Below are 23,446 nucleotides of genomic sequence, written 5' to 3'. Positions count from 1 at the left end.
TCTGACTCATTTAATTACAGTATTTTATTAAACTAAAAGTAAATTTAAAATTGGATAATATTACAAAACTTACTCTTGTTTTTTCGTAATATACCCTGTTTTTTCATCACACCAATAATTCGGGAAGTGACTTCAGAGTACTGCTTTTCTGCCTGCTCTGACCAGCCATAATAAGGTCTTTCAAATTCAATAATCAGAGTGCTTGGTAAAAGATTCGTAAGGTCTTTATTCTTTGATAGATCTATAACGCGATTTATTTTATCAACAGTAATTCTTAGTGAAGAACCTTGCTGATGGTTATCAATCGTGTGAAGTTCCTCAAATAAAGTATATTTGGATCTCTGTTTATCAATCATAAATGAATTTTCCACTTTAAAAGTTTTATAAATTATATTTTTTATTCTCTCATAAAGTTTATTGATAGACTGATCTTCTCGGAAAATAAAGACAATCACTTCCCTGATTAAATTATCATTAACAATATTATCAGGAAGCTTAACTATCATAAATATTCTATTTTCCTCCTCATTATTAATGTATCGACGCAACCTGATGCTTTCTATTTTTTGATCAAAAAACTCAGGAATATAAAAATATTCATCCAGAACATGATCAACTGACCTTCTTAAATAATCCACATTACTTTCAATAAAATCAGTATAATAATTAGATTGATTATCACCACACTCATAATAACTTTCATCTCTATGACGAAAATATACCCAAATATCAAAATGAATGTCTTTTAATATATCACTAACATAAGAGAAAACATTCATTATTCTTGGTTTCATATATTACCCCTTGAATAAAAAAGAATATACTTTAAGGTAATAATATTATTTATTACACTTAACTATCGCGGCAGAGTTATGCAAATCCAGTACTGATAATTTACCGGAAAGCCCCTGTAAAGATTGAAGCGTTTTATGTACATCAGGTGTTATTATACTGATCAATGGTCCACCTGATGAAACAAAGAAACAACATTCCTTATCACTAAAAATACTAAATATTCGATTACTAATAAACGATAAAATCTCTTCAAATCGTAACCCTGAAGTAGCCCATCTATTGGAGAAATATTCTGGAATATTGCCATATCGTCCCAACGTATATTGATTAATATAAAAAAAAGATCAGCATAATCCCCTGATTTCAAAGATGGAATAATGATTTCCTCCAAAATATTTTTACGCATTTCTCCATATTCCAATCCCATATTTTTTAGCCGGGAGTAGCCAATCACTGTCAACTGATAATCATCATATCCAGAAGGTAACTTCTGTAACTCAGGAAAAAAAGTTACAATTTTATAAGATGAATGAAGATTGAAAGAAAGTGGCTCACCGCTATCACTCTGCATAATAATAATATCACCGGGTAATAGAGATGCAGCAAAACCACCGCCAATGCTTGCTGCCGGATGGAGTACATATGCATTTTCTTCACTTTCCTCACCATAATTCCGAGAAAGAAAAGTAATTAACTCAGTTGAAGATAACGGACAACCATAAAGTTCATTAATCGCAACAGCAATGGAGCTGATCAATGATACTGTCGAACCCAATCCACCATGAATAATATTGTGTTGATTTTCAGCTTTAATTATCAACTCTTCTTTAAAATTTAAGACTTTTTTTAGTATCTGATAAAAATGAGAAATAATTTTTTTTCTGCTGGAATAGATTTTGCTGCCAGAATTCTGAGTATTTATTTCTACTGAAGCAGTAGTATATTGATTAACGACGAAATTTATTGATCCTATAGGGTAAAACTGACTCAGTGGGGGATCGACGAAATATTGAGTTTTACAAAGAAAGGTATCAACTCTCGCCGGGGCTACAACAGTACATTTTTTGGCAACCGGAGTGGTAGTTGAATATGTTCTTAGTGGAGGATTAATAATCCTACCTATTTTTATAAATTCATTCATCTTTTTTCCCATTATGTAAACCTAAATATACAAAGATAATTGGCTGAGTTAAGCCCATTAGTTATCAGGAAATATCAACACAGAGAAATGAGTTATCGGCTTCAAGCTCCAGAATAGCTTGAGTATCTCTATCTATTTCGTCAGCACAGTTGCTAAAGAGCAGGACAAAACAGACAGTTGTAAGATCACCAAAGAAAGATTTAAATGTTCTCGAACCTGGCTGAAAAAGAAAGTGTATTTCTTTTACAGACTTAAATTTTTTTAGGGTCTCTGTAGGGTCTTTCAATATTCCATCATCATATTTGTGCAAAGAAATAGTTCGGGAATAACCTCTTGGTACAGTTGGAAGCCCCCTAAGTACAGATAAGCCATCCTTCAAAAAACAGCTTAGTAGATCGGGTTGTGATTTAAGACCAACATATGTTGCCATTTTATTTGGCATTCCTGAAGCACCACTGATCCTATTATTTATTTCAATTAGTTTGAATCCTTCCTGAGTCAAAAATACTTCAGTATGAGAAAAACCATTTTTTAAACCGCACGCATCTAGGCATTGAGTAACATAATCTATACACTCTTGGTAAAGGATAGGATCAGTAACTATTTCATTATATTGAGGAATAGGAGTATTGTTTTTTATCGTTTTTTTATACTGCTGTACTGAACTTATAAAATGCTCTCCGAATACAGAAAAAGTATCAACAAACAATTCTCTACCGACTAAAATTTCTTGAATAATATAGCCAGAGTACTGTGTATTAACTTTTTCTTTAAACTCGTCATTACTTGTAGCTATAAAGGCCCCAATAGATCCTGCTGCATTTACAGGCTTGCAAAATCGTGGCCATAATATATTAAAATCCTCAATATTATCGTCCTGAACATTAATCCTAATTGTCTCTATATAATTAAGAGAACTCTCTTTTATTTTCTGTTGCATCAAATACTTATCACTCCTAAAGCAAGAAGTCGCGCTGTTATTAGAGTAAGTAGAATTTATATTTTCTGCAATAATATCTGTAATATAGCTACTGGCATCAGATCCACATAAAACATAATCAATTTTAAGAGAAAAAAGAACGTTTTTTACCTCACTGAGCTCATCCTGCTCAATATAATATATTGCATCAAATAAGTTATTATCAACAGGAGTTAGTTTAGGGACATTGAGAAAAGGTGTGGTATAAACAGCATAACAATTTATATTATTATCTTTAATTTTTTCATATAGATACTGCCTTGATGGTGCAGGATTTATAACAACCACATTTATTTTATTCATTATAAAAATACCTATATTTCAATTTTCAATTAAACATATAAAATAAAATTATGTATTTGATATATAAAAAACACATATAATATATATAATATTTTTATATCTTTATATTTAACACATACTATTATGAAATTAATAAATTTACTTCCAAAATCCGCAACTACGGACTTAATATAGCAAGTCACTCAATATCTAAACTATCACAATTATCTCAAAAAACAAAAAATGATGTTAAATTCCAATAAATAGCTTTTCAAAATGATAAAAGTATTCCTTACCCCGCGTGACACGCGGGGTAAGGAACAACGTATGCTGATACTCTCACTATTATGAAAAGGTATATATTACATTTATATTATTAATATTTTTATTATGGCTTTAGCCAGTTTAATATACCTTAGCTTCTTAAGCTGGCTAAAGCCATAAATAATAAAAAACCGCTCTTTGAATAAAGAGCGGTTTTTTAAAAAAAAGATAATAAATTTTAATAATTCAAACAATCAATAATTGCTTTCCCGACCCGCTGTGTTGATGCACTGCCTTTCATATCCGGCGTAACGATCCCTTGCATTATTACCGCTTCAATCGCTGCTAAGATATCATCATGAGCATCCTGATAACGTTTATCTCCGTCACCTAAAAACTGTAACATCATGGCGCCCGCCCAAATCATAGCAATCGGGTTAGCAATATTTTTGCCATAAATATCCGGCGCAGAGCCGTGTACAGGTTCGAACAAAGAAGGGAAATTCCTTTCCGGATTCAGGTTAGCAGACGGTGAAATTCCGATAGTTCCGGTACATGCCGGCCCCAGATCGGAAAGAATATCGCCAAATAAATTGGAAGCGACAACAACATCAAATCGCTCCGGGTTCAGCACAAAGCGGGCGCAAAGAATATCAATATGTTGTTTATCCCATTTAATATCAGGGTACTGTTTTGCCATCTCTTCAACCCGCTCATCCCAGTAAGGCATACTTATCGATAACCCATTGGATTTCGTTGCGGAAGTTAATAATTTACGGGGACGGCTCTGGGCTAATTCAAATGCATATTTCAGAATGCGATCAACCCCACGGCGGGTAAAAACTGATTCCTGAATCACCACTTCATGCTCTGTACCTTCATTAAAACGACCACCAATCGCGGAATATTCCCCTTCAGTATTTTCCCGGGCGACATAAAAATCGATATCCTCCGGTTTCTTATTCGCTAACGGGCAAGGCACTCCCGGCAACAAACGCACAGGACGCAAATTAACATACTGCTGAAAATCACGGCGAAACTTAAGTAATGATCCCCAAAGTGAAATATGATCAGGCACGGTTTCAGGCCAGCCTACCGCGCCAAAATAAATAGCATCGAACTGCATTAATTGATTAAACCAGTCATCCGGCATCATGTTGCCGTGCCTGAGATAATAATCGCAGCTTGCCCATTCAAAATATTCAAACGATAAATGAAGATCCCATTTTTCAGCCACCGCCTGCAAAACCCGAATACCTTCAGGGAGCACTTCATGACCAATTCCATCACCCGGAATTGCTGCAATTTTAAACGTTTTTTTCATCGAGTATATCTCATTTATCAGGGTACAGAATTGACTTTCTGGATATCTTATAATTGACTGATTTGTATTCAATACTAAAAATGTAGAAACATAATTTACAATATATGAATAATCTTCCCTTTTTACAGGATCTACGCGTCTTTCTTTTAGTGGCGAAAAGAGCCAGTTTTGCCGCCGCTGCGGAAGAGATCGGCGCCTCTCCCGCTTTTATCAGTAAGCGCATTGCAATATTAGAGAATGTATTGAATGTCAGTCTGTTACACCGAACCACACGTCGGGTATCTATTACAGAAGATGGTGAGCGGATTTATGAATGGGCGCAGCATATTCTGAATGATGTTAACCAGATGATGGATGAGCTTTGTGAACTTCGGCAAGAACCGCAGGGAAAGATCAGAATTACCAGCAGCTTTGGCTTTGGCCGGAAGTTCGTTGCTCCGGCATTATCAGCCTTGATCCAGACTTATCCACAGCTTGATCTTCGCTTTGATGTGGAAGATCGCCTCGTGGATCTGGCGACGGAAGGGATTGATCTCGATATTCGTATCGGCGATGAGATTGATGACAATCTTATTGCCCGCAAACTGGCATCCAACCGCCGGATCCTCTGTGCCTCACCGGCTTACCTTGCCCGGTATTCAGTGCCAAAATCAATTAATGAACTCCCTTCTCATGCCTGTCTGGTGATCAAAGAGCGGGATCATCCGTTCGGGATCTGGAAACTACAGCACAGCACAGGAGTCCAATCAATAAAAGTCACTGGGCCAATGTCATCCAATCATGGTGAGATCATTCACCAATGGTGTCTGGATGGGCACGGTATTATCCTGCGATCATATTGGGATGTCAGAGAAAGTATTAAATCAGGCGCTTTGGTACATATTCTGCCGGAATATTACCAATCTGCGAATATCTGGGCGGTTTATGTTACACGCTTGGCTATGTCCGCCCGTATCAGAGTGACAGTTGAGTTTTTAGAGCGTTATTTTAAGGAGCATTATTTGGAATAGAGCGATAATTCTCATAGATAAGCACACGCTAATTACATAAAATCATTATCCATTTAATATATGGAAATCATATTTTGAATAATTACAAACTACTCCCTGCACTGGTATCAATACTGAAAACACTTAACCTGACCGAATCTGCAAAACAGTTAAATGTTACCCAGTCTGCAATGAGTAAAACGTTAAATCAGCTACGTGAAGATTTTCATGACAGAATTATTGTGCGGGAAGCCAATCAGTTCATCCTGACGAAAAAAGGAGAGAGACTGAAAACACAGTTACCAGACTTACTTCAACAGTTAAATAATCTGTATTTACCTGAATTAATGAAGCCAAGTCTTTGTAACAGGAAGTTTACCTTAGCCTCCAGCGATTATGTTGCTCAGGCTATTTTACCCTCTATATTGAGCCATATTGAAAAAGAAGCACCTAATGTCAGTATTGAATATAAACAGTGGCATAATGATAACCTGTATAACTTAGCTGAGCAGGATGTGGATTTAGTAGCAACAATTGCTGATTCAGTACCTGATAATTTATACGGGAATTTAATGGCCGAAGACCCGCTTGTAGTGGTATTCAGGAATGCTCATCCGTATTCTGATAATAATATAACTATTAACGATTATATTAATGGCCAACATATTCTCATCAGTGGCGGCGGAGATAAAAACAGCCCGGTTGATCAGCAATTGGCAATGATGAACCTGAAACGACATATTTTCGCAACAGTTCCTTTTTTCCAATCAGCCATTGAATTGGTATTAAAAACGGACACAATGCTGACTATGCCACTGCATATAGCGGCTGATTTTGCTCAACAATATGATTTAAAAATAAAAACCTTACCTATTGATATCAAACCACAGCAATACTACTTACTCTGGCATGCTAAACACCATGAAGACCCGGAGCATAAATGGTTCAGAGAACTTTGCTTACCTTTAATTAAAATTCACCTTGAAAGAACAATAAAATACGGTATGAAATTAATTCATACCCACAAGTAGATTTATTATATTTACACGCAGATTAATGGCATTAATATACTATCCAATCAATATATATCCAATGGATTTCAAGTTGCGTCGCGGCGGCAAGGGAATGAATCCCCGGGAGCATAGATAACTATGTGACCGGGGTGAGTGAGCGCAGCCAACAAAGAGGCAACTTGAAAGACGAAGGATAGAGGGAATATATAATGCCATCAATAGAAACACTCATTCCATTTATTGGAATATCATCATTTTTATGCTTCTTACCGGGGCCGGATAATATTTTAGTCTTAAGTCAATCAGCCCTGAATGGACGGAAAACAGGCATATCCATTACCATTGGATTATGTATCGGATTAATCATACAGACATCTTTAGTCTCATTAGGTATTGCCGCAATAATACGGGAAAATGCTATCGCTTTTGAGGTTATTAGAGGGCTTGGAGTACTTTACTTAACCTATCTGGCATGGGGAGCTTTCAATGCCAAGCCTGTTAGCCTCAATGATAGTTCTAGGCTTTTCAGTAAAAGCAGAAAACTCATTAAAAAAGGGCTGATAATGAATTTATCAAACCCAAAAGTAATTATTTTCTTTTTGGCTTTTCTTCCTCAGTTTACCAGCAACTGCGAAGATGCGATCCCTGTTTCACTTCAATTATTATACTTAGGATTAATATTTGTCGCTGTAGCTTTTATTTCATTTACGATGATATCTTACTTGTCTGGTTTTTTACATAAATTTATCGCTAATAATTCATTTGTACAAACTATTTTAAATAAAGTGACAAGTTTCATTTTTATTGGTTTAGCAATTAACTTATTAATGAGTCAGATTTGAAAATATATAGTTCACATGACTCATTATATAATTAAACAGAGGTTTATTTATGTGAAAATAAAAAACAAAATAACACATATAATTATAAAAATCGCTAAAGTTGCAGCAACTCCAAAAATAACATTTAAAACATAAGCAGCTATAGTCGTAATTACAAAAAAAATTATCATACCAATAATATTACCAACAATAAATTTTTTTAAGAAATCTAAAGTAAAATCTTTAAACCCGTTTTTTTCTTTCTTTTGGTTACTCATACATTAGTTTCCTTGTTTATAATAATGTTTGACAATTAGATTTATTCTCTGAAACTTAAAATATCAAATAGGTATGAAATTTCCATACCCTGAAATCAATTAAAAATCATATAAAACAGCAAGAATATTATTAAGTGCATGTAGCACCATCGGAATAATAAGAGAACGAGTATGTATCCTGACATGGCATAGGATAACAGAAAAGATGAACAACACGATAAAAATAGTGGGTGATGAGTATTGCACATGCCCAGCAGAAAATAACAACGATGTCGCTATAATGGCTACCTGCTTTCCTCTTTCCCCGTATCCCATTCCTGCATTGAGTAAAAAACCACGGAATATAATCTCTTCAACAATCGGAGCTGCAATACAAATAGCAATGATATGTAGGAAAACAGTAAAAGCGGGCAGATAAACAAGATTTGAAGTCCAGGATTCTTCTATCCCAAGAGTGCCATTTATCCAATTCAGAGTGAAAAGTGCCAGCACGGGTAGAACAAGATCCGTTAAACTTAACTTACCCATCGGCATTAAGTTAAATGTTTTCTGATAACTGCGCCAACAAATTATTGAATAGGGCAACCAGATCAGCAGGGCTAATACAGGGAGAGCTAATTCAGAACGATATAGTTCTACCGCATTAGGAAAGAAAATCAGCAGGAAAGACAAGGCAAACCAGCCGATATAAACTGCTATGCAAATTAATGAATGGGTAACTCTGTCTGTGTATTGCATCATGCTTTAGGATAACTTCCGTTTAAATGATGATGTTATACCATGATAATAGCTAATTTATAGTCGTAAAATCCCATTAGGATTGAGGCTAATTGTTCGAATTCACAGGGATCTAAAAATGATCTAACTAAAATTAAAATCAACCAATTTTATCTAACCCGCCAATATCCCCCTTTTTTCGCACCAACCCGAATTAAATACCCACATTCCTGCAATACTTTAATATTTCGTTCTATTGTTCTAGGAGTAACGCCTAAATCATCAGCTAGTTGAGATATTGTTATAGCTGGATGATTGACAATAATAGACAGGATTTTTTTCGCAGTCGCGTTCAGTTGTTGTGTATTTTCTTCCGACATTTGTACCGACATTTGTACCGACATTTCTTCCGACTCTAAGATAGTATCCTGCTGTTCTGTATCAATACTTTCCTTAAGTGCTTCAGCTAATTTTTCCAGTATAAAATCAATAAATACCGTGCAATCACTGGTCTTATCACATTCTCTAAGCACCTGATAATATGCCTGCTGCTGATAATGAATAATGGTTTCAACCGGCAACCATGCCAACTCCGAGCGCCATTCACTCAAAATCAACGTTTGCCATAAACGGCCCATGCGGCCATTACCATCAGCAAATGGATGAATAAATTCAAACTCATAATGAAAAATAGAACTGGCAATTAACGGATGGATATCAGTTTGCTTTAACCATGTAAGTAATTCGTTAATCAAACGGGATATTTGGCTGGCAGGAGGTGCCATATGGATAAGTTTATTTTCACGATAAATACCAACATCATTGCCACGTAATTGCCCCGGAAAATCAATTAATCCCATCATCAATAATCGGTGTGCGGCTAATAAATCAGATAATTGGTGACTACGCCAATCCGGTAATTTCTCATAAGCTAATATGGCATTGTGTACTTCCTGAATATCCTTTGCAGGAGCCAGTACACGTTTACCATTCATAATTGCTGTGACTTGCTCAATAGATAAACTATTATGCTCAATAGCCAATGACGCTTGTATTGTGCGAATCCGGTTTTCTTTACGTAACAAAGGAGAACTCATCTCACTTTGTACTGACCAGCGCCCCAATAACTCACCTATTTCTATAACACGATTAAGTATAGATGAGGTGATACGGTAAGGAGGTTGGTAGACTGCCACAGTAATTTCCTCTTGAATTGATCAAGTGTTAAAGTGAGGTTATCACAACATCATATTAACCTGAATTTATAGAGCTCTGCCCATGAGTGAATACCAATATTACCATTTTGAACGGCTGGATGGCGTGTTGTCCGCACAACAAAAAGCCAGTCTGAGAATGATCTCCAGCCGCGCTGAAATCAGTTCGAGTCATTTTTCTGTTCATTATAACTATAGTGATTTAAAAGCTGATCCAGATAAACTAATGGTTCAGTATTTTGATATCGGGCTTTACTATGCGAATTGGGGCCAGGTTATTTTCTACCTAAAAGTACCGTTAGATACGATCCCTCCAGTATTTATGCGCATTGATGATGGTGACTCTGTAACCTGTGAGAATGTGAATGGGTACGTACTATTCACATTTTCTGTGGATGAAAATGATTATTATATGGACGATGACGATGCAAATGATTATCTGAATCATTTGGTTGAGTTACGTTCAGAGTTACTGAGAGGAGATTACCGTCTGCTATATCTCCCCTGGCTGAAACTCGCATTTGATAACGATGAGACTCTGTCTGAACTCCCTCTGATTAATTTCGATTTTAATCAATTATCTGAAGCACAATTGGCATTTGCAGAATTATTCGGTATTCCTCCTGAAGCATACAAGGCTTTGGATATGCTGCTTAAATCATCACCAACACATCCCGCAGAGGTTAAACAGTTGACCGCAAAAGAGCAAATTAGTCGGCTATCTGATGTAGATAAAGATTTATTATTGAAATCCTTATTTGAGAAAGGACAACTTACTGCACATCAAGCGAGAGCATTAGTTTGCAAACCGTCAACCAGCAATGATTATCAATATTGGCTGAACCCTTCCTCACTTCATACTTATTGGCAGGCTGCAAATGAGGAAGTGGAGCGGAAACGCTTGCTGGCTGAAGAAAGAAAGCGCGAACAAGAGCGGCTTGCAACATTAAAACTGCTCAATGCGGTCTTTGCCGCAAAAGAAATTCACTGGAAAAATGCGAAGACATACAGTGAACAAGGCCATGCCAGCACTTACGATAAAGCGGTCAGAGAAATAAAAGATCTGTACGCTGCTTATCAGATTAATAATGCATTAGCCGAATTTGTGACAATTTATCAGGTATTTGCCAAGGGTATAGAGAGAAGAAGAACATTAGTTCAACGACTGGAATTACTCAATCAGGAAATTAATAAGTATCAGGGTAGTATGTAATTTAATTTCCCGTCCTTTTGTGGCTGTTTTGGGTGGGGAATACAGTGAGCAGGATAACTTCCTACTTTAGCTGAGAGTATAAATCCGCAATGGAACGAATCACTGCGGCAGTCGTCTGGCAATCTACCACAGCCGTATGCGCCTTTCCCTTCACCGACACTCCCGCAGCACGTGCTGCATTGGCCAGTGAAATAGTGCCATATCGGTTTGTTGCGCCATAAAACTGAGCAGCTAATTCCATTGCACACTGAGACTGCAACTGCTTTATCCAACGTGTATCCATCGCAAATGCCTTCGCAGTCTGGGCTATAAGCCTGAGATCAAACTTTTCATTAAAAATAATCAAAGGACGGCTGGCCAAAAGCGGGATAAGTTCATCAGCAATCTGCGGCCATTGAGGTTCATTACTCAAAGCACTCAGGGTTATACCGTGGACAGCTTGAGCTTCAGGATCAATCAGTACAGACGGGCGGAGATAGCGCTGAAAAATCACCTGCCCATCGATATCTGTAACGGCTATCTCTACGACCTGTGCCTGTTTATCTAAACCTGTGGTTTCAGTATCCAGAATATATGCACGTTCCGTGATCCATTGATGGGCCTGTGTAATAATTCTTTCTCGGAACATCTTTTTTTCCTTAATAATTTTAAGGATAGTTGCTTTATCGGGATACTTTTCTGGATCGAACACTATTATTATCCTTTCTTATTTATCGTATTAATTCAAATAGGATCTTTAAGCATTAAACCAAATAAAGGATTATCGACAACCGGGACAGCCGCGGTATCAAATTTGTCTGGCTCCGGCAAAAAATCAATATCCATTAATGCAGCAAACCGTGACGGTGCCAAGTAGGCTTCTTCGATATCATCCGCGTACATCACCATGCCAAACTCATTTTCATCCAGCGTCACAAATCGACGATTACGCGTGTTAAATAGTACATAACCGACCACATCAGGATCTTTTTCAGATAACCCTAATGTATCGAGTTCTTTCTTAAGCTTTTTTAGTTTCATAATAAATTTCCTCTCGTTTTAATAGCCACAATTAGTTCCACCTTAAGTTAAAATGCTAACCAATGGATTTTTATTAAGGGTTTTAACGGCAACTTCAAACTGCCTTGGAATAACCTGCTGTTTGTGCTGGTTCCAACTGTGTACAAGCCCGAATTATTTACTTTGAACTTTATTGTGTGTTCATACTTAATCAGCCAGTACAGTGGCTCCCCAGCCTCTTGCATAAAATAAAGCAGCCTATGTACCTCAAGCAGAGAATACGTTACCTAGAAGTGATCCTCTGCATAGTAATTCATATCATATCTATTCAGACAATCAAATTCCGTGTGCCACTACAGTTCGGAAGCAGTGAGTATAAGTGAGGCTGAGGTGGGTGTCTTATGGAAGACTCATTTTACTTTTTTATCTATATTTAGAATAAATTTGTAACTACTATTTAAGATAGGATATCTATTAGGTTAGGGTAATTGACTCCAGCCGGAAGAATGAATAAATGACAAAAATCGTCGACATGATAAAAAATTTCTACTAGCTTAACCATAGCTTGTTCTTCCTCAGAGTAGTTTTTCATTATCTACCAAAAATTTTCTTCTTAAACAGGTGGTTAGATAATTTCTATCCAGAACTCAGGTTAATTAAAAGGATTAATCCCAATGTCGATTATGGTATTTTGCCGTGGGTGCGGTAATAAAATTCACGAAACAGCTAAGGCATGTCCAAACTGTGGTGCAATACAAGGCACTGTAGGAACTAAAAACCGTATCGCTGCTGCGCTCTTAGCATTTTTTCTAGGGGGTATTGGCGTTCATAAGTTTTATCTGGGTAAAATCGCGCAAGGCTTTTTATATCTGATTTTCTGTTGGACGTTTATCCCTTACATCATTTCTTTCATTGAATTCATTATTTACCTGTGCAATTCCGATGAAGAGTTTGCCCGTAAGTATGGTTAACCCACTAATAAGTTTAATTAAAATGGGGTAAGCAGTACCGAAATCGTACATCAGCAAAAATAAAATAGAGCAATTTTAAATGAAATTTGGCAGAAATGATCCTTGTCCCTGTGGCAGCGGGAAAAAATACAAACGTTGTTGTATGGATAGCGTTTCAAAGCAACAGGCGAAATTGTTAGATGATATTTCGCAATTCGCTGCTATGAACCCCAATCTGACGCTAGATGAGCTAAATGCGGTTACTCAACATAGAATAAATGAGCATAATAATCAGCCTAATACTGAGTTTTGTGGCCTATCACCAACCCAAATGAACAATTGGATGTATGCACCATTCGATCAATTGTCTTGTGTAACCATCAGCACGCCGGATGATTTATCAAGTAGCCCGGTGATGCGCTATTTAGGGTTAATCTTAGATGAAGCGATGCAAAATGAAGGCTCATTTAAAGCGACCACCAAAGGTAACTTACCCACAAAACTGGTAAAACAAGCCTGTGATTTGTTGCCTGAATTTCCAGTGGCTAAGTTTATTAGGATCAATGAATTTTCTGGTAGTAATGAAGATAAATTTAATGCACTGCACTACACTCGGATATTGGCAGAAATTGCAGGCATTATTTACCGTAGAAGTGGTCGCTACTATGTGAAAAAAGATGCGCAGAAGCAATATCAAACCCATGGCATTAATGCCTTTTTCTTACCTATGCTAGAAGCCGCAACCACACAGTATAATTGGGGCTACTTAGACAATTGGGAAGACATTGATATACGCACTTTCTGGCTGTTTATGGTTTGGCGTCTACAATGCCATGGTTCTGTTGATCAATTAAGTGAAGAAGTCACTACTGCATTCCCTGCTTTACTTGATCAGTTCATACCGGGTGAGTACTTTTCGCCAACAGAGTCACTCAACATGGTGATCGAATCTCGCTTTATAACACGTTTTTTGCAGTTTTGGGGATTTGTAACGATTGAATATAAATGGGGTCCTATTGAAAACGCATTACCCAGAAAAGCAGATATCCTGCCATTGCTGACGCAGACTTTCCGGTTTGCAGTTTAATACGCTCGCGGGTATGGGATTGCTAAAACAACTTTATTGCTGCCAATGAATCCTGAACCTTTGAAAATATGGGGGTTGTACCATTGGATGCAGGCATTCCCAGTTAAACAAATCCAAGCAGTGTGTAAAACGCAACGACGTCAGGGGCTGCATTCAAAAAAGTCATGAACCCAATAGTTAGATTGCTTGTGAAATGAGTGGTTAACCCGAATTCTGTTCGTCACGATATCGTACGTTTAGGTTAAATCATATCGCTGAGCATAAAAAAATCCGGCCTGCTTAGCGCATGACCGGATTAAGAATTTATTTAGATTTAGTTTAGTGCGTACTACACGATCACTCCACGGTCACAGATTTCGCCAAATTCCTCGGCTGATCCACATCTGTACCTTTGATCAAGGCAACGTGGTAAGACAGCAATTGCAGTGGCACGGTATAGAAGATCGGGGCGATCAGTTCTTCTACGTGTGGCAGGGAGATGATCTTCATGTTTTCGCTGTCAGTAAAACCAGCATCCTGATCAGCGAAGACGTACAGCTGACCACCACGGGCGCGGACTTCTTCAATGTTGGATTTCAGTTTTTCCAGCAGTTCGTTGTTTGGTGCAACGATGATAACAGGCATATCTGCATCAATCAGTGCCAGTGGGCCGTGTTTCAGTTCACCCGCTGCGTAAGCTTCTGCGTGGATGTAAGAGATCTCTTTCAGTTTCAGCGCACCTTCGACCGCGATCGGATATTGATCGCCACGGCCGAGGAATAATGCGTGGTGTTTTTCAGAGAAGTCTTCTGCCAGTGCTTCAATCACTTTGTCTTTCGACAACATGCTTTCAATGCGGCTTGGTAACGCATGCAGGGCATGAACGATATTCTGCTCCAGAGAGTCATCCGCACCTTTCAGGCGCCCCATGTAAGCCACCAGCATCAGTAATACGGTTAGCTGAGTGGTAAACGCTTTGGTGGATGCTACGCCGATTTCTGCACCCGCTTTGGTCATCAGAGCAAAGTCTGATTCGCGTACCAGCGATGAACCCGCAACGTTACAGATAGTCAGGGAAGTCAGGTAACCCAGTTCTTTGGATAAACGCAGTGCGGCCAGTGTATCCGCTGTTTCACCGGATTGGGATAGGGTGATCAGCAGGCTGCCTTTACGGCAGGCTGGTTTACGGTAACGGAATTCAGAGGCAATTTCTACATCACACGGAATACCCGCCAGTGATTCAAACCAGTAACGGGAAACCATACCGGCATTGAAAGACGTTCCGCAGGCAACGATCTGGATGTGTTCAACCTGAGACAGTAATTCTGCTGCATTAGCGCCCAGCTCTGACAGATTAACTTCACCATGACTCACACGGCCTTCCAGCGTGTTTTTAATCGCCATTGGCTGTTCGTAAATCTCTTTCTGCATGTAGTGACGGTAAACACCTTTGTCACCTGCATCATACTGAACGTTGGATTCAATCTGCTCGCGCTCAACGGCTTCGCCCTGCACATCAAAAATGCGAACAGTGCGGCGGGTGATTTCAGCAACGTCGCCTTCTTCCAGATAGATAAAGCGGCGAGTCACCGGCAGTAATGCCAACTGGTCAGATGCCAGAAAGTTTTCACCAACGCCCAGACCAATCACTAATGGGCTACCGGAACGCGCAGCTACCAGCACATCTGGCTGACGACTATCCATAATGACGGTGCCATAAGCGCCGCGCAATTGTGGGATAACACGCTGTACGATTTCCAGTAATGAGCCACCCTGTTGCTGTTCCCAGTGAACAAGGTGAGCAATGGTTTCAGTATCGGTATCTGAAGAGAAACCATAACCACGTGCTTTCAGTTCTTCACGCAGTTCTTCATGGTTTTCAATAATACCGTTATGCACAACTGCAATATGCTCAGAAGTATGAGGGTGAGCATTACGCTCACTTGGCTCTCCGTGTGTCGCCCAACGGGTATGAGCAATACCTGTACCACCGATAACAGGCTGTTTATCTGCTTCATCAGCCAGCATCTGTACTTTGCCCACTTCACGCAGACGAGTCATCTGATTTTCGCTGTCAACGACAGCCAACCCCGCAGAATCATAACCACGGTATTCCAGACGACGAAGACCTTCGATCAATATTTCTGCTATATCACGCTGTGCTACTGCACCAACGATTCCACACATGTGTTTTTATTCCTAAAAATAGGGCTGTAAACGCCCTTTTTATGTCTCACAACCTGATTGTGTTCCGGCAAATCTCGTTCTGGATTTACCGTTCCCCGAGCTTTGTAGAGATGGGGATTTTTATTATTTATAGATATATTTTATTTTTTCTTAACAGGACGTTTCCAGTCCCTAATATGTGTTTGCTTAACACGGCTGATAACCAGTTCATTTTCAGCAACATCTTTTGTTACGGTAGTTCCTGCGCCAATTGTCACACCTTTAGCAATGTTTACAGGAGCAACAAGCTGGCTGTCAGACCCCACAAATACATCATCACCAATGACAGTCTTAAATTTATTGGCGCCATCATAGTTACAGGTAATGGTTCCTGCACCGATATTTACATTACTTCCAATTTCAGAATCACCCAAATAAGTCAGGTGCCCTGCTTTGGAACCTTTGCCAAGGGAGGATTTTTTCATTTCAACGAAATTGCCGACATGGGCTTTTTCCGCCAATTTAGATCCCGGACGCAAGCGCGCAAAAGGCCCGACGGTACATTCAGCTGCGAGTTCAGAATCTTCTATTACAGTATAAGGGCTGATTACCACACCATCACCGATAACGCAGTTTTTCAGAATACAGCCAGAACCTATCTGAACGTTATTCCCCAATACGACATGACCTTCAATAATGACATTGGTATCAATGATGATATCCCGGCCATGCTCTAGTGTTCCGCGCAGATCGAAACGAGCCGGGTCGAGTAACATGACACCCGCCAGCAGTAATTTTTCTGCTTGTTCAGACTGGTAAATACGTTCCAGAGCAGAAAGCTGAAGACGGTTGTTAACCCCTTCCATTTCACTTAAACGGCTTGGATGAACAGCTTTAATCTGACAGCCTTCCTGATGTGCAAGTGCAATAACGTCTGTCAGGTAGTATTCACCCTGCGCATTATTGTTTTCCAGTTTGGATAACCAGCGCTTCAAATCACCACCGTTTGCGACCAGAATGCCGGTGTTAATTTCGTTGATTTTACGCTGCTCGTCAGTGGCATCTTTTTGTTCGATGATCCCTGTGACTTCACCATTTTCGCGGATGATACGACCATATCCGGTCGGGTTATCCAAAATAGCAGTCAATAAGCCAATACCACCTTCTGGTTTAGCTTCGATCAAACGTTCTAACGTATCCTGAGCAATCAGTGGTACATCGCCGTAGAGGATCAGAATATCTTCATCATCGGCAAAATGTGGAGCAGCCTGCTGCATCGCGTGACCAGTACCTAACTGCTCTGCTTGCAATACCCAGTTCAGGTTTTGATTAGCGTTTTTCTGGCCTGAAAGCGTTTGTTTCATTAGGTCACCACCATGCCCATATACCAGATGAACATTTTGGGTACCCAATGCCATTGCAGTATCAATGACATGCTGAACCATCGGCTTTCCCGCCAGTGAGTGCAGGACTTTAGGGAGGTCAGAATACATGCGGGTTCCTTTTCCCGCAGCCAGTATCACAACACTTTTTGCACTCGTTGATTTGGAAGTAATTGGCTTGGAAACAGTTGCGTTGGGTGTAATAGACATAAGAAACCTGACAATTCCGATTTTAAGTATAAAAGTAAACCTGTTTACGAAATAAATTGCTACATATTTCGTAATGCAAAAAAGCCAGTTAGCATGACTAACTGGCTTTTTATCTACTGCCTTACCCTCTGTCTTTCCAATTGTCTCAATGCAATTCGAAATCCATTGGGTATTTACCTTTTATCTCTCAAATTTAACCTTATCAGCTAATATTTGAAATTTATTGGGTAATCCTACATCAGCTGTTTCGTCAGTTCGATTACACGAAGTTTTGCAATCGCTTTCGACAATTCAGCAGATGCCTGAGCATAATCAACATCGCCGTGGGAATTACGGACATGTTCTTCCGCCTTGCGCTTGGCTTCAAGCACTTTGGCTTCATCCAAATCCTTACCACGGATCGCTGTATCGGCCAGTACGATCACGCCGTTTGGCTGAACTTCCAGAATACCACCTGACAGGTAGATAAACTCTTCTTCACCAAACTGCTTAACAATACGTATCATGCCCGGTTTTATGGCAGTAAGCAGCGGGGTGTGCTGAGGATAAATCCCCAACTCACCTTCACTACCAGTCACCTGAATTTTCTGTACCAGCCCTTCAAACATCAGTTTTTCAGCGCTGACTACGTTCAGGGAGAACGTCATTGCAGCCATATCAACCTCCCGTCAGCCGTATTAAAGCTTCTTAGCTTTTTCTATAGCTTCTTCGATGGTACCAACCATGTAGAACGCCTGCTCTGGCAGGTGGTCATAATCACCGTTCAGGATGCCTTTGAAGCCACGGATGGTGTCTTTCAGAGACACGAATTTACCTGGTGAACCGGTAAATACTTCTGCAACGAAGAATGGCTGAGACAGGAAGCGCTGGATCTTACGAGCACGAGCAACAACCAGTTTGTCATCTTCTGACAGTTCGTCCATACCCAGAATAGCGATGATGTCTTTCAGTTCCTGATAACGTTGCAGGATAGACTGAACGCCACGAGCTACATCATAGTGCTCTTGACCAACAACGAGTGGATCAAGCTGACGGCTGGTTGAATCCAGTGGGTCAACCGCTGGGTAGATACCCAGAGATGCGATCTGACGGCTCAGTACAACGGTTGCATCCAAGTGAGCAAAGGTTGTTGCTGGTGATGGGTCAGTCAAGTCATCCGCAGGAACGTAAACGGCCTGTACGGAAGTGATTGAGCCCGTTTTGGTTGAGGTGATACGTTCTTGCAGAACACCCATCTCTTCCGCCAGCGTTGGCTGATAACCTACCGCAGATGGCATACGACCCAACAGTGCCGATACTTCGGTACCTGCCAGGGTATAACGGTAAATGTTATCGACGAACAACAGAACGTCACGGCCTTCATCACGGAATTTTTCCGCCATGGTCAGACCGGTCAGAGCAACACGCAGACGGTTTCCTGGTGGCTCATTCATCTGACCGTATACCAGAGATACTTTGTCCAGTACGTTGGAGTCTGTCATTTCATGATAGAAGTCGTTACCTTCACGGGTACGTTCACCGACACCCGCAAATACAGAGTAACCGGAGTGCTCGATCGCGATGTTACGGATCAGCTCCATCATGTTAACGGTTTTACCTACACCCGCACCACCGAACAGACCGACTTTACCACCTTTAGCGAATGGACAAATCAGGTCCATTACTTTGATACCGGTTTCCAGCAGTTCCTGAGAGTTAGATAACTCTTCATAGCTTGGTGCAGTACGGTGAATTGACCAGCGCTCTTGCTCGCCAATGTCACCTTTCATATCAATCGGGTCACCTAGTACGTTCATGATACGACCCAGAGTCGCTTCACCAACAGGGACTTCGATTGGATGACCTAAATCAGTCACTTCCAAATTACGGCGCAGACCATCAGAAGTACCCATTGCGATACAGCGAACGATACCGCCGCCTAACTGCTGCTGAACTTCCAGCACCAGTTTTTCTTCACCGTTTTTAACCTCAAGGGCATCGTATACTTTTGGTACGCTGTCCTGAGGGAATTCGACGTCCACCACGGCGCCGATTACCTGGATAATCTTTCCAGTAGCCATCTTGAATCCTCTACGTAATTCGTAAACCTAGCTGTTAAACCGCAGCTGCACCCGAAACGATTTCGGTGAGTTCCTGAGTAATGCTGGCCTGACGAGCTTTGTTGTAAACCAACTGCAACTCTTTGATCAGGTTGCCACCGTTATCAGTCGCGGCTTTCATCGCTACCATTCGTGCGGCCTGCTCACTAGCCAGGTTTTCAACGACGCCCTGATAAACTTGCGATTCTATATAGCGACGCAGCAGGGTATCCAACAGCGCCTTAGGATCTGGTTCATACAGATAATCCCAGGACTTTTTCTTCAGTGTTTCATCGTCTCCGGCTGGCAGAGGCAATAACTGAGTGATTGTCGGAACCTGAGACATTGTATTGTGGAACTTATTTGTCACTATATACAGTTTATCCAGACGCCCTTCGTCATATGCTTGCATCATGACGCTGACTGGCCCGATCAATTCGGACAATGATGGGTTATCTCCCATCCCTGTTACCTGGGCAACAACGTTGCCACCAACAGAAGAAAAGAAAGAAACCGCTTTTGATCCAATAAGTGCCAAATCAACCTGGACTTTTTTATCAGACCAGTCTTTCATTTCTATCAGCAATTTTTTGAACAAGTTAATGTTCAAACCGCCACATAAACCACGGTCAGTAGAAACAACCACGTACCCAACGCGTTTAACTTCACGCTCTTCAAGGTATGGGTGTTTGTACTCCAGATTACCTAACGCAAGGTGTCCAATCACGCTGCGAATGGTATCTGCATAAGGACGGCTGGCCGCCATGCGGTCCTGCGTTTTACGCATTTTGGACGCGGCGACCATTTCCATCGCTTTAGTGATTTTCTGCGTGTTCTGCACACTGGCGATTTTGGTACGTATCTCTTTTGCGCCGGCCATTTCTGCTTCTCCGTATTCAACCAGACGGCCCGTGTTTTTTCGTTAAACAGAATCAAACAGGGCCGAATAGTGTTACCAGGACTGAGTCGCCTTGAAGGATTCCAACAGAGCTTTCAGCTTCGCTTCAATCTCTCCGTTGTAATCGCCAGAGTGGTCAATCTCTTTCAGAAGATCAGCATGTTCATGGCTAGCATACGCCAACAGCGCAGATTCGAAACTGACCACTTTCGCGATTTCGACATCTTCCAGATAGCCACGCTCAGCAGCAAACAGAGACAGAGCCTGTTGTGCGATAGACATTGGCTGATACTGTTTCTGTTTCAACAGCTCAGTTACTTTCTGACCGTGATCCAGCTGCTTACGAGTCGCATCATCCAGATCAGATGCAAACTGGGAGAATGCCGCCAGTTCGCGGTACTGAGCCAGAGCAGTACGGATACCACCAGACAATTTCTTGATAATCTTAGTCTGAGCAGCACCACCTACACGGGATACGGAAATCCCCGGGTTAACCGCCGGACGGATGCCTGCGTTGAACAGAGCAGATTCAAGGAAGATCTGACCATCAGTAATGGAGATAACGTTTGTCGGTACGAATGCAGAAACGTCACCAGCCTGTGTTTCGATGATTGGCAGTGCTGTCAGAGAACCTGTTTTGCCTTTCACTTCACCATTGGTGTACTTTTCAACATATTCAGCGTTAACACGCGCTGCACGCTCCAATAGACGGGAGTGCAGATAGAAAACGTCACCAGGGAATGCTTCACGTCCAGGCGGACGGCGCAGCAACAGAGAAATCTGACGGTAAGCAACAGCCTGTTTAGACAGGTCATCGTAAACAATCAGGGCATCTTCACCACGATCACGGAAGTATTCACCCATCGCACAGCCAGAATATGGTGCCAGATATTGCAGAGCAGCAGATTCAGAAGCAGATGCAACAACAACGATGGTGTTTTTCAGTGCGTCATGCTCTTCCAGTTTACGAACTACGTTAGCAATAGTAGAGGCTTTCTGACCAATCGCTACGTAAATACATTTGATACCGGAATCACGTTGGTTGATGATCGCATCAATCGCCAGCGCAGTTTTACCCGTCTGACGGTCACCGATAACCAGCTCACGCTGACCACGGCCGATTGGGATCATGGCATCAACAGATTTGTAACCTGTCTGGACAGGCTGGTCAACGGATTGACGATCAATAACGCCCGGAGCGATAACTTCTACTGGGGAAAAACCATCATTCTCAACAGCGCCTTTACCATCGATTGGCTCACCCAGTGTGTTAACAACACGACCCAGCAAACCACGACCAACAGGTACTTCCAAAATACGGCCAGTACATTTGACTTTCATGCCTTCGGCCAAGTCAGCATACGGCCCCATCACAACCGCACCCACGGAGTCTCGCTCCAGGTTCAGTGCAATTGCATAACGGTTGCCAGGCAGTGCGATCATCTCACCCTGCATGACATCGGCTAAACCGTGGACACGAATGATACCGTCGTTAACGGAAACAATCGTACCTTCATTGTGAGCTTCGCTCACCACATTGAACTGAGCAATACGCTGTTTGATCAGTTCGCTGATTTCGGTGGAATTCAGTTGCATATGCTCCAGTCCCCTTAAGACTGCAAGACGTCTGTTAAACGATCCAGACGGCCACGAATACTGCCATCGATCACCATGTCACCCGCACGGATAATCACGCCGGCAATAACAGACTTGTCAATTTTGCAATTCAGCTTCACTTTGCGTGACAGACGTTTTTCCATCGCCGCAGAAATTTTAGCCTGCTGCTGCTCATTCAGTTCGGACGCAGATATCACTTCAACATCAATTGTTGATTCCAGTGATGCACGCAATTGGATAAATTGCAGGAAGACTTCTGGTAATACCAGCAAGCGACCATTTTCTGCCATGACACGAATAAAGTTACGAGCATGCTCATCTACCTGATCATCACATAAAGTGATAAAGGTATTGGCTAACGTTTCCGGTGCTAATGAACCGGAAAGCAGCTCACCAACCTGCTCATTGCGGGTTACCTCTGCAACGAACGCCAGCATGTTCTGCCAGTGTTCGAGAGATTGGTGTTCCACAGCAAAGTCAAAAGCTGCTTTGGCGTAGGGGCGAGCTACAGTAGCAAATTCAGACATGCCCCTCCCTCCTTACAGTTCAGCGACCAGTTTATCAACGATGTCGCTGTTAGCAGCTTCATCCACGGAACGTTCGATGATCTTCTCGGCACCTGCGATAGCCAACAGCGCAACCTGTTTACGTAGCTCTTCACGAACACGCTTGCTTTCAGCTTCAACTTCAGCATGAGCCTGCGCTACTATTTTGCTACGTTCCAGCTCAGCTTCAGTCCTTGCATCATCAATAATCTGGGCTCTTTGTTTATTAGCCTGCTCGATGATAGCGTGTGCGTCTGCTTTCGCTTTTTTCAGTTGGTCGGTCGCATTGGCTTGCGCTAAGTCCAGGTTCTTTTTAGCACGCTCTGCTGAAGCCAAACCGTCAGCAATTTCTTTCTGACGCTTTTCGATGGCCGCCATGATTGGTGGCCATACATACTTCATACAGAACAAAACAAACAGGACAAACGCGATGGCCTGGCCGAGGATTGTTGCGTTAATATTCACGGCACAATACCTCTATTTCAATTAATGAATCGGCTTAATT

The 23,446-nt window shown here is 41.0% G+C and carries 23 protein-coding genes; 6 read left to right on the top strand and 17 right to left on the bottom strand.

Annotated features, from left to right (window positions below):
• Positions 1-44: 44 nt before the first annotated feature.
• From AAC855_RS09160 to AAC855_RS09145, 4 genes are all read right to left on the bottom strand, one after another.
• Positions 45-794: a hypothetical protein gene (locus AAC855_RS09160; RefSeq protein ID WP_340609270.1), complete on the bottom strand. Its 750-nt coding sequence runs from the start codon at positions 792-794 to the stop codon at positions 45-47.
• A gap of 161 nt (positions 795-955) precedes the next feature.
• A complete protein-coding gene (locus AAC855_RS09155) occupies positions 956-1,936 on the bottom strand; it encodes a homoserine kinase (RefSeq protein ID WP_340609269.1) in 981 nt (326 codons plus the stop codon).
• A 64-nt stretch (positions 1,937-2,000) separates the two neighbouring features.
• Positions 2,001-3,218, bottom strand: coding sequence for an ATP-grasp domain-containing protein (locus AAC855_RS09150; protein ID WP_340609268.1), 1,218 nt, complete (start codon positions 3,216-3,218; stop codon positions 2,001-2,003).
• 481 nt (positions 3,219-3,699) lie between these two features.
• The gene (locus AAC855_RS09145; protein WP_340609267.1) at positions 3,700-4,785 is read right to left on the bottom strand and encodes a tartrate dehydrogenase; all 1,086 of its coding nucleotides are present in this window, start codon (positions 4,783-4,785) and stop codon (positions 3,700-3,702) included.
• A gap of 104 nt (positions 4,786-4,889) precedes the next feature.
• Between AAC855_RS09145 and AAC855_RS09140 the strand changes: the two genes are divergently transcribed.
• From AAC855_RS09140 to AAC855_RS09130, 3 genes are all read left to right on the top strand, one after another.
• Positions 4,890-5,795, top strand: a complete 906-nt coding sequence (locus AAC855_RS09140) for a LysR substrate-binding domain-containing protein (RefSeq protein ID WP_340609266.1) — start codon at positions 4,890-4,892, stop codon at positions 5,793-5,795.
• A 74-nt stretch (positions 5,796-5,869) separates the two neighbouring features.
• Positions 5,870-6,805, top strand: a complete 936-nt coding sequence (locus AAC855_RS09135; protein ID WP_340609265.1) for a LysR family transcriptional regulator — start codon at positions 5,870-5,872, stop codon at positions 6,803-6,805.
• Between the two features lie 191 nt (positions 6,806-6,996).
• Positions 6,997-7,629: a LysE family translocator gene (locus AAC855_RS09130; protein ID WP_340609264.1), complete on the top strand. Its 633-nt coding sequence runs from the start codon at positions 6,997-6,999 to the stop codon at positions 7,627-7,629.
• A 47-nt stretch (positions 7,630-7,676) separates the two neighbouring features.
• On the opposite strand, the gene AAC855_RS09125 is transcribed toward AAC855_RS09130, so the two are convergent.
• From AAC855_RS09125 to AAC855_RS09115, 3 genes are all read right to left on the bottom strand, one after another.
• Entirely contained in the window at positions 7,677-7,886 is a 210-nt protein-coding gene (locus AAC855_RS09125) for a hypothetical protein (RefSeq protein WP_340609263.1), read from the bottom strand.
• 99 nt (positions 7,887-7,985) lie between these two features.
• Positions 7,986-8,627, bottom strand: coding sequence for a CPBP family intramembrane glutamic endopeptidase (locus tag AAC855_RS09120; protein ID WP_340609262.1), 642 nt, complete (start codon positions 8,625-8,627; stop codon positions 7,986-7,988).
• A gap of 146 nt (positions 8,628-8,773) precedes the next feature.
• Positions 8,774-9,799 (bottom strand): Fic family protein, encoded by a 1,026-nt coding sequence (locus AAC855_RS09115; protein WP_340609261.1) that lies wholly within the window; start codon positions 9,797-9,799, stop codon positions 8,774-8,776.
• An 82-nt stretch (positions 9,800-9,881) separates the two neighbouring features.
• Between AAC855_RS09115 and AAC855_RS09110 the strand changes: the two genes are divergently transcribed.
• On the top strand, positions 9,882-11,030 hold the full coding sequence (locus tag AAC855_RS09110) for a hypothetical protein (RefSeq protein WP_340609260.1): 1,149 nt from the start codon (positions 9,882-9,884) through the stop codon (positions 11,028-11,030).
• A gap of 61 nt (positions 11,031-11,091) precedes the next feature.
• Here AAC855_RS09110 and AAC855_RS09105 read toward each other — a convergent pair whose 3' ends face one another.
• Positions 11,092-11,658 (bottom strand): 3'-5' exonuclease, encoded by a 567-nt coding sequence (locus AAC855_RS09105; protein WP_340609259.1) that lies wholly within the window; start codon positions 11,656-11,658, stop codon positions 11,092-11,094.
• Between the two features lie 95 nt (positions 11,659-11,753).
• Positions 11,754-12,050: a hypothetical protein gene (locus tag AAC855_RS09100; protein WP_340609258.1), complete on the bottom strand. Its 297-nt coding sequence runs from the start codon at positions 12,048-12,050 to the stop codon at positions 11,754-11,756.
• A gap of 653 nt (positions 12,051-12,703) precedes the next feature.
• On the opposite strand from AAC855_RS09100, the gene AAC855_RS09095 reads away from it, so the two are divergent.
• On the top strand, positions 12,704-13,000 hold the full coding sequence (locus AAC855_RS09095; RefSeq protein ID WP_340609257.1) for a TM2 domain-containing protein: 297 nt from the start codon (positions 12,704-12,706) through the stop codon (positions 12,998-13,000).
• A gap of 79 nt (positions 13,001-13,079) precedes the next feature.
• The gene (locus AAC855_RS09090; protein ID WP_340609256.1) at positions 13,080-14,066 is read left to right on the top strand and encodes a YecA family protein; all 987 of its coding nucleotides are present in this window, start codon (positions 13,080-13,082) and stop codon (positions 14,064-14,066) included.
• Between the two features lie 336 nt (positions 14,067-14,402).
• Here the strand turns inward: AAC855_RS09090 and glmS are convergent, their stop codons facing one another.
• From glmS to atpF, 8 genes are all read right to left on the bottom strand, one after another.
• Positions 14,403-16,232, bottom strand: a complete 1,830-nt coding sequence (glmS, locus tag AAC855_RS09085) for a glutamine--fructose-6-phosphate transaminase (isomerizing) (protein ID WP_340609255.1) — start codon at positions 16,230-16,232, stop codon at positions 14,403-14,405.
• Positions 16,233-16,372: 140 nt separating this feature from the next.
• Positions 16,373-17,803 (bottom strand): bifunctional UDP-N-acetylglucosamine diphosphorylase/glucosamine-1-phosphate N-acetyltransferase GlmU, encoded by a 1,431-nt coding sequence (gene glmU, locus AAC855_RS09080; RefSeq protein ID WP_340609254.1) that lies wholly within the window; start codon positions 17,801-17,803, stop codon positions 16,373-16,375.
• A 233-nt stretch (positions 17,804-18,036) separates the two neighbouring features.
• On the bottom strand, positions 18,037-18,459 hold the full coding sequence (locus AAC855_RS09075) for a F0F1 ATP synthase subunit epsilon (RefSeq protein WP_086954833.1): 423 nt from the start codon (positions 18,457-18,459) through the stop codon (positions 18,037-18,039).
• Positions 18,460-18,480: 21 nt separating this feature from the next.
• Entirely contained in the window at positions 18,481-19,863 is a 1,383-nt protein-coding gene (gene atpD / locus AAC855_RS09070; protein WP_099110078.1) for a F0F1 ATP synthase subunit beta, read from the bottom strand.
• A 34-nt stretch (positions 19,864-19,897) separates the two neighbouring features.
• Positions 19,898-20,761, bottom strand: coding sequence for a F0F1 ATP synthase subunit gamma (gene atpG / locus AAC855_RS09065; protein ID WP_099110079.1), 864 nt, complete (start codon positions 20,759-20,761; stop codon positions 19,898-19,900).
• Positions 20,762-20,833: 72 nt separating this feature from the next.
• A complete protein-coding gene (gene atpA / locus AAC855_RS09060; protein ID WP_340609253.1) occupies positions 20,834-22,375 on the bottom strand; it encodes a F0F1 ATP synthase subunit alpha in 1,542 nt (513 codons plus the stop codon).
• Between the two features lie 14 nt (positions 22,376-22,389).
• The gene (gene atpH, locus AAC855_RS09055; protein WP_099124460.1) at positions 22,390-22,923 is read right to left on the bottom strand and encodes a F0F1 ATP synthase subunit delta; all 534 of its coding nucleotides are present in this window, start codon (positions 22,921-22,923) and stop codon (positions 22,390-22,392) included.
• 12 nt (positions 22,924-22,935) lie between these two features.
• Positions 22,936-23,406, bottom strand: coding sequence for a F0F1 ATP synthase subunit B (atpF, locus tag AAC855_RS09050; RefSeq protein ID WP_099110082.1), 471 nt, complete (start codon positions 23,404-23,406; stop codon positions 22,936-22,938).
• Positions 23,407-23,446 lie beyond the last annotated feature (40 nt).

Source organism: Xenorhabdus bharatensis (assembly GCF_037996705.1).
Classification (GTDB): domain Bacteria; phylum Pseudomonadota; class Gammaproteobacteria; order Enterobacterales; family Enterobacteriaceae; genus Xenorhabdus; species Xenorhabdus bharatensis.
The sequence above is the reverse complement of the archived record's forward strand: the minus strand, read 5'-3'. Positions and strand labels throughout refer to the sequence as shown.

Coding starts and splice junctions, on each gene's coding strand:
- AAC855_RS09160 (WP_340609270.1), bottom strand. CDS start 794: ATGAAACCAAGAATAATGAATGTTTTCTCTTATGTTAGTGATATATTA.
- AAC855_RS09155 (WP_340609269.1), bottom strand. CDS start 1,936: ATGAATGAATTTATAAAAATAGGTAGGATTATTAATCCTCCACTAAGA.
- AAC855_RS09150 (WP_340609268.1), bottom strand. CDS start 3,218: ATGAATAAAATAAATGTGGTTGTTATAAATCCTGCACCATCAAGGCAG.
- AAC855_RS09145 (WP_340609267.1), bottom strand. CDS start 4,785: ATGAAAAAAACGTTTAAAATTGCAGCAATTCCGGGTGATGGAATTGGT.
- AAC855_RS09140 (WP_340609266.1), top strand. CDS start 4,890: ATGAATAATCTTCCCTTTTTACAGGATCTACGCGTCTTTCTTTTAGTG.
- AAC855_RS09130 (WP_340609264.1), top strand. CDS start 6,997: ATGCCATCAATAGAAACACTCATTCCATTTATTGGAATATCATCATTT.
- AAC855_RS09125 (WP_340609263.1), bottom strand. CDS start 7,886: ATGAGTAACCAAAAGAAAGAAAAAAACGGGTTTAAAGATTTTACTTTA.
- AAC855_RS09120 (WP_340609262.1), bottom strand. CDS start 8,627: ATGATGCAATACACAGACAGAGTTACCCATTCATTAATTTGCATAGCA.
- AAC855_RS09110 (WP_340609260.1), top strand. CDS start 9,882: ATGAGTGAATACCAATATTACCATTTTGAACGGCTGGATGGCGTGTTG.
- AAC855_RS09105 (WP_340609259.1), bottom strand. CDS start 11,658: ATGTTCCGAGAAAGAATTATTACACAGGCCCATCAATGGATCACGGAA.
- AAC855_RS09100 (WP_340609258.1), bottom strand. CDS start 12,050: ATGAAACTAAAAAAGCTTAAGAAAGAACTCGATACATTAGGGTTATCT.
- AAC855_RS09095 (WP_340609257.1), top strand. CDS start 12,704: ATGTCGATTATGGTATTTTGCCGTGGGTGCGGTAATAAAATTCACGAA.
- AAC855_RS09090 (WP_340609256.1), top strand. CDS start 13,080: ATGAAATTTGGCAGAAATGATCCTTGTCCCTGTGGCAGCGGGAAAAAA.
- glmS (WP_340609255.1), bottom strand. CDS start 16,232: ATGTGTGGAATCGTTGGTGCAGTAGCACAGCGTGATATAGCAGAAATA.
- glmU (WP_340609254.1), bottom strand. CDS start 17,803: ATGTCTATTACACCCAACGCAACTGTTTCCAAGCCAATTACTTCCAAA.
- AAC855_RS09075 (WP_086954833.1), bottom strand. CDS start 18,459: ATGGCTGCAATGACGTTCTCCCTGAACGTAGTCAGCGCTGAAAAACTG.
- atpD (WP_099110078.1), bottom strand. CDS start 19,863: ATGGCTACTGGAAAGATTATCCAGGTAATCGGCGCCGTGGTGGACGTC.
- atpG (WP_099110079.1), bottom strand. CDS start 20,761: ATGGCCGGCGCAAAAGAGATACGTACCAAAATCGCCAGTGTGCAGAAC.
- atpA (WP_340609253.1), bottom strand. CDS start 22,375: ATGCAACTGAATTCCACCGAAATCAGCGAACTGATCAAACAGCGTATT.
- atpH (WP_099124460.1), bottom strand. CDS start 22,923: ATGTCTGAATTTGCTACTGTAGCTCGCCCCTACGCCAAAGCAGCTTTT.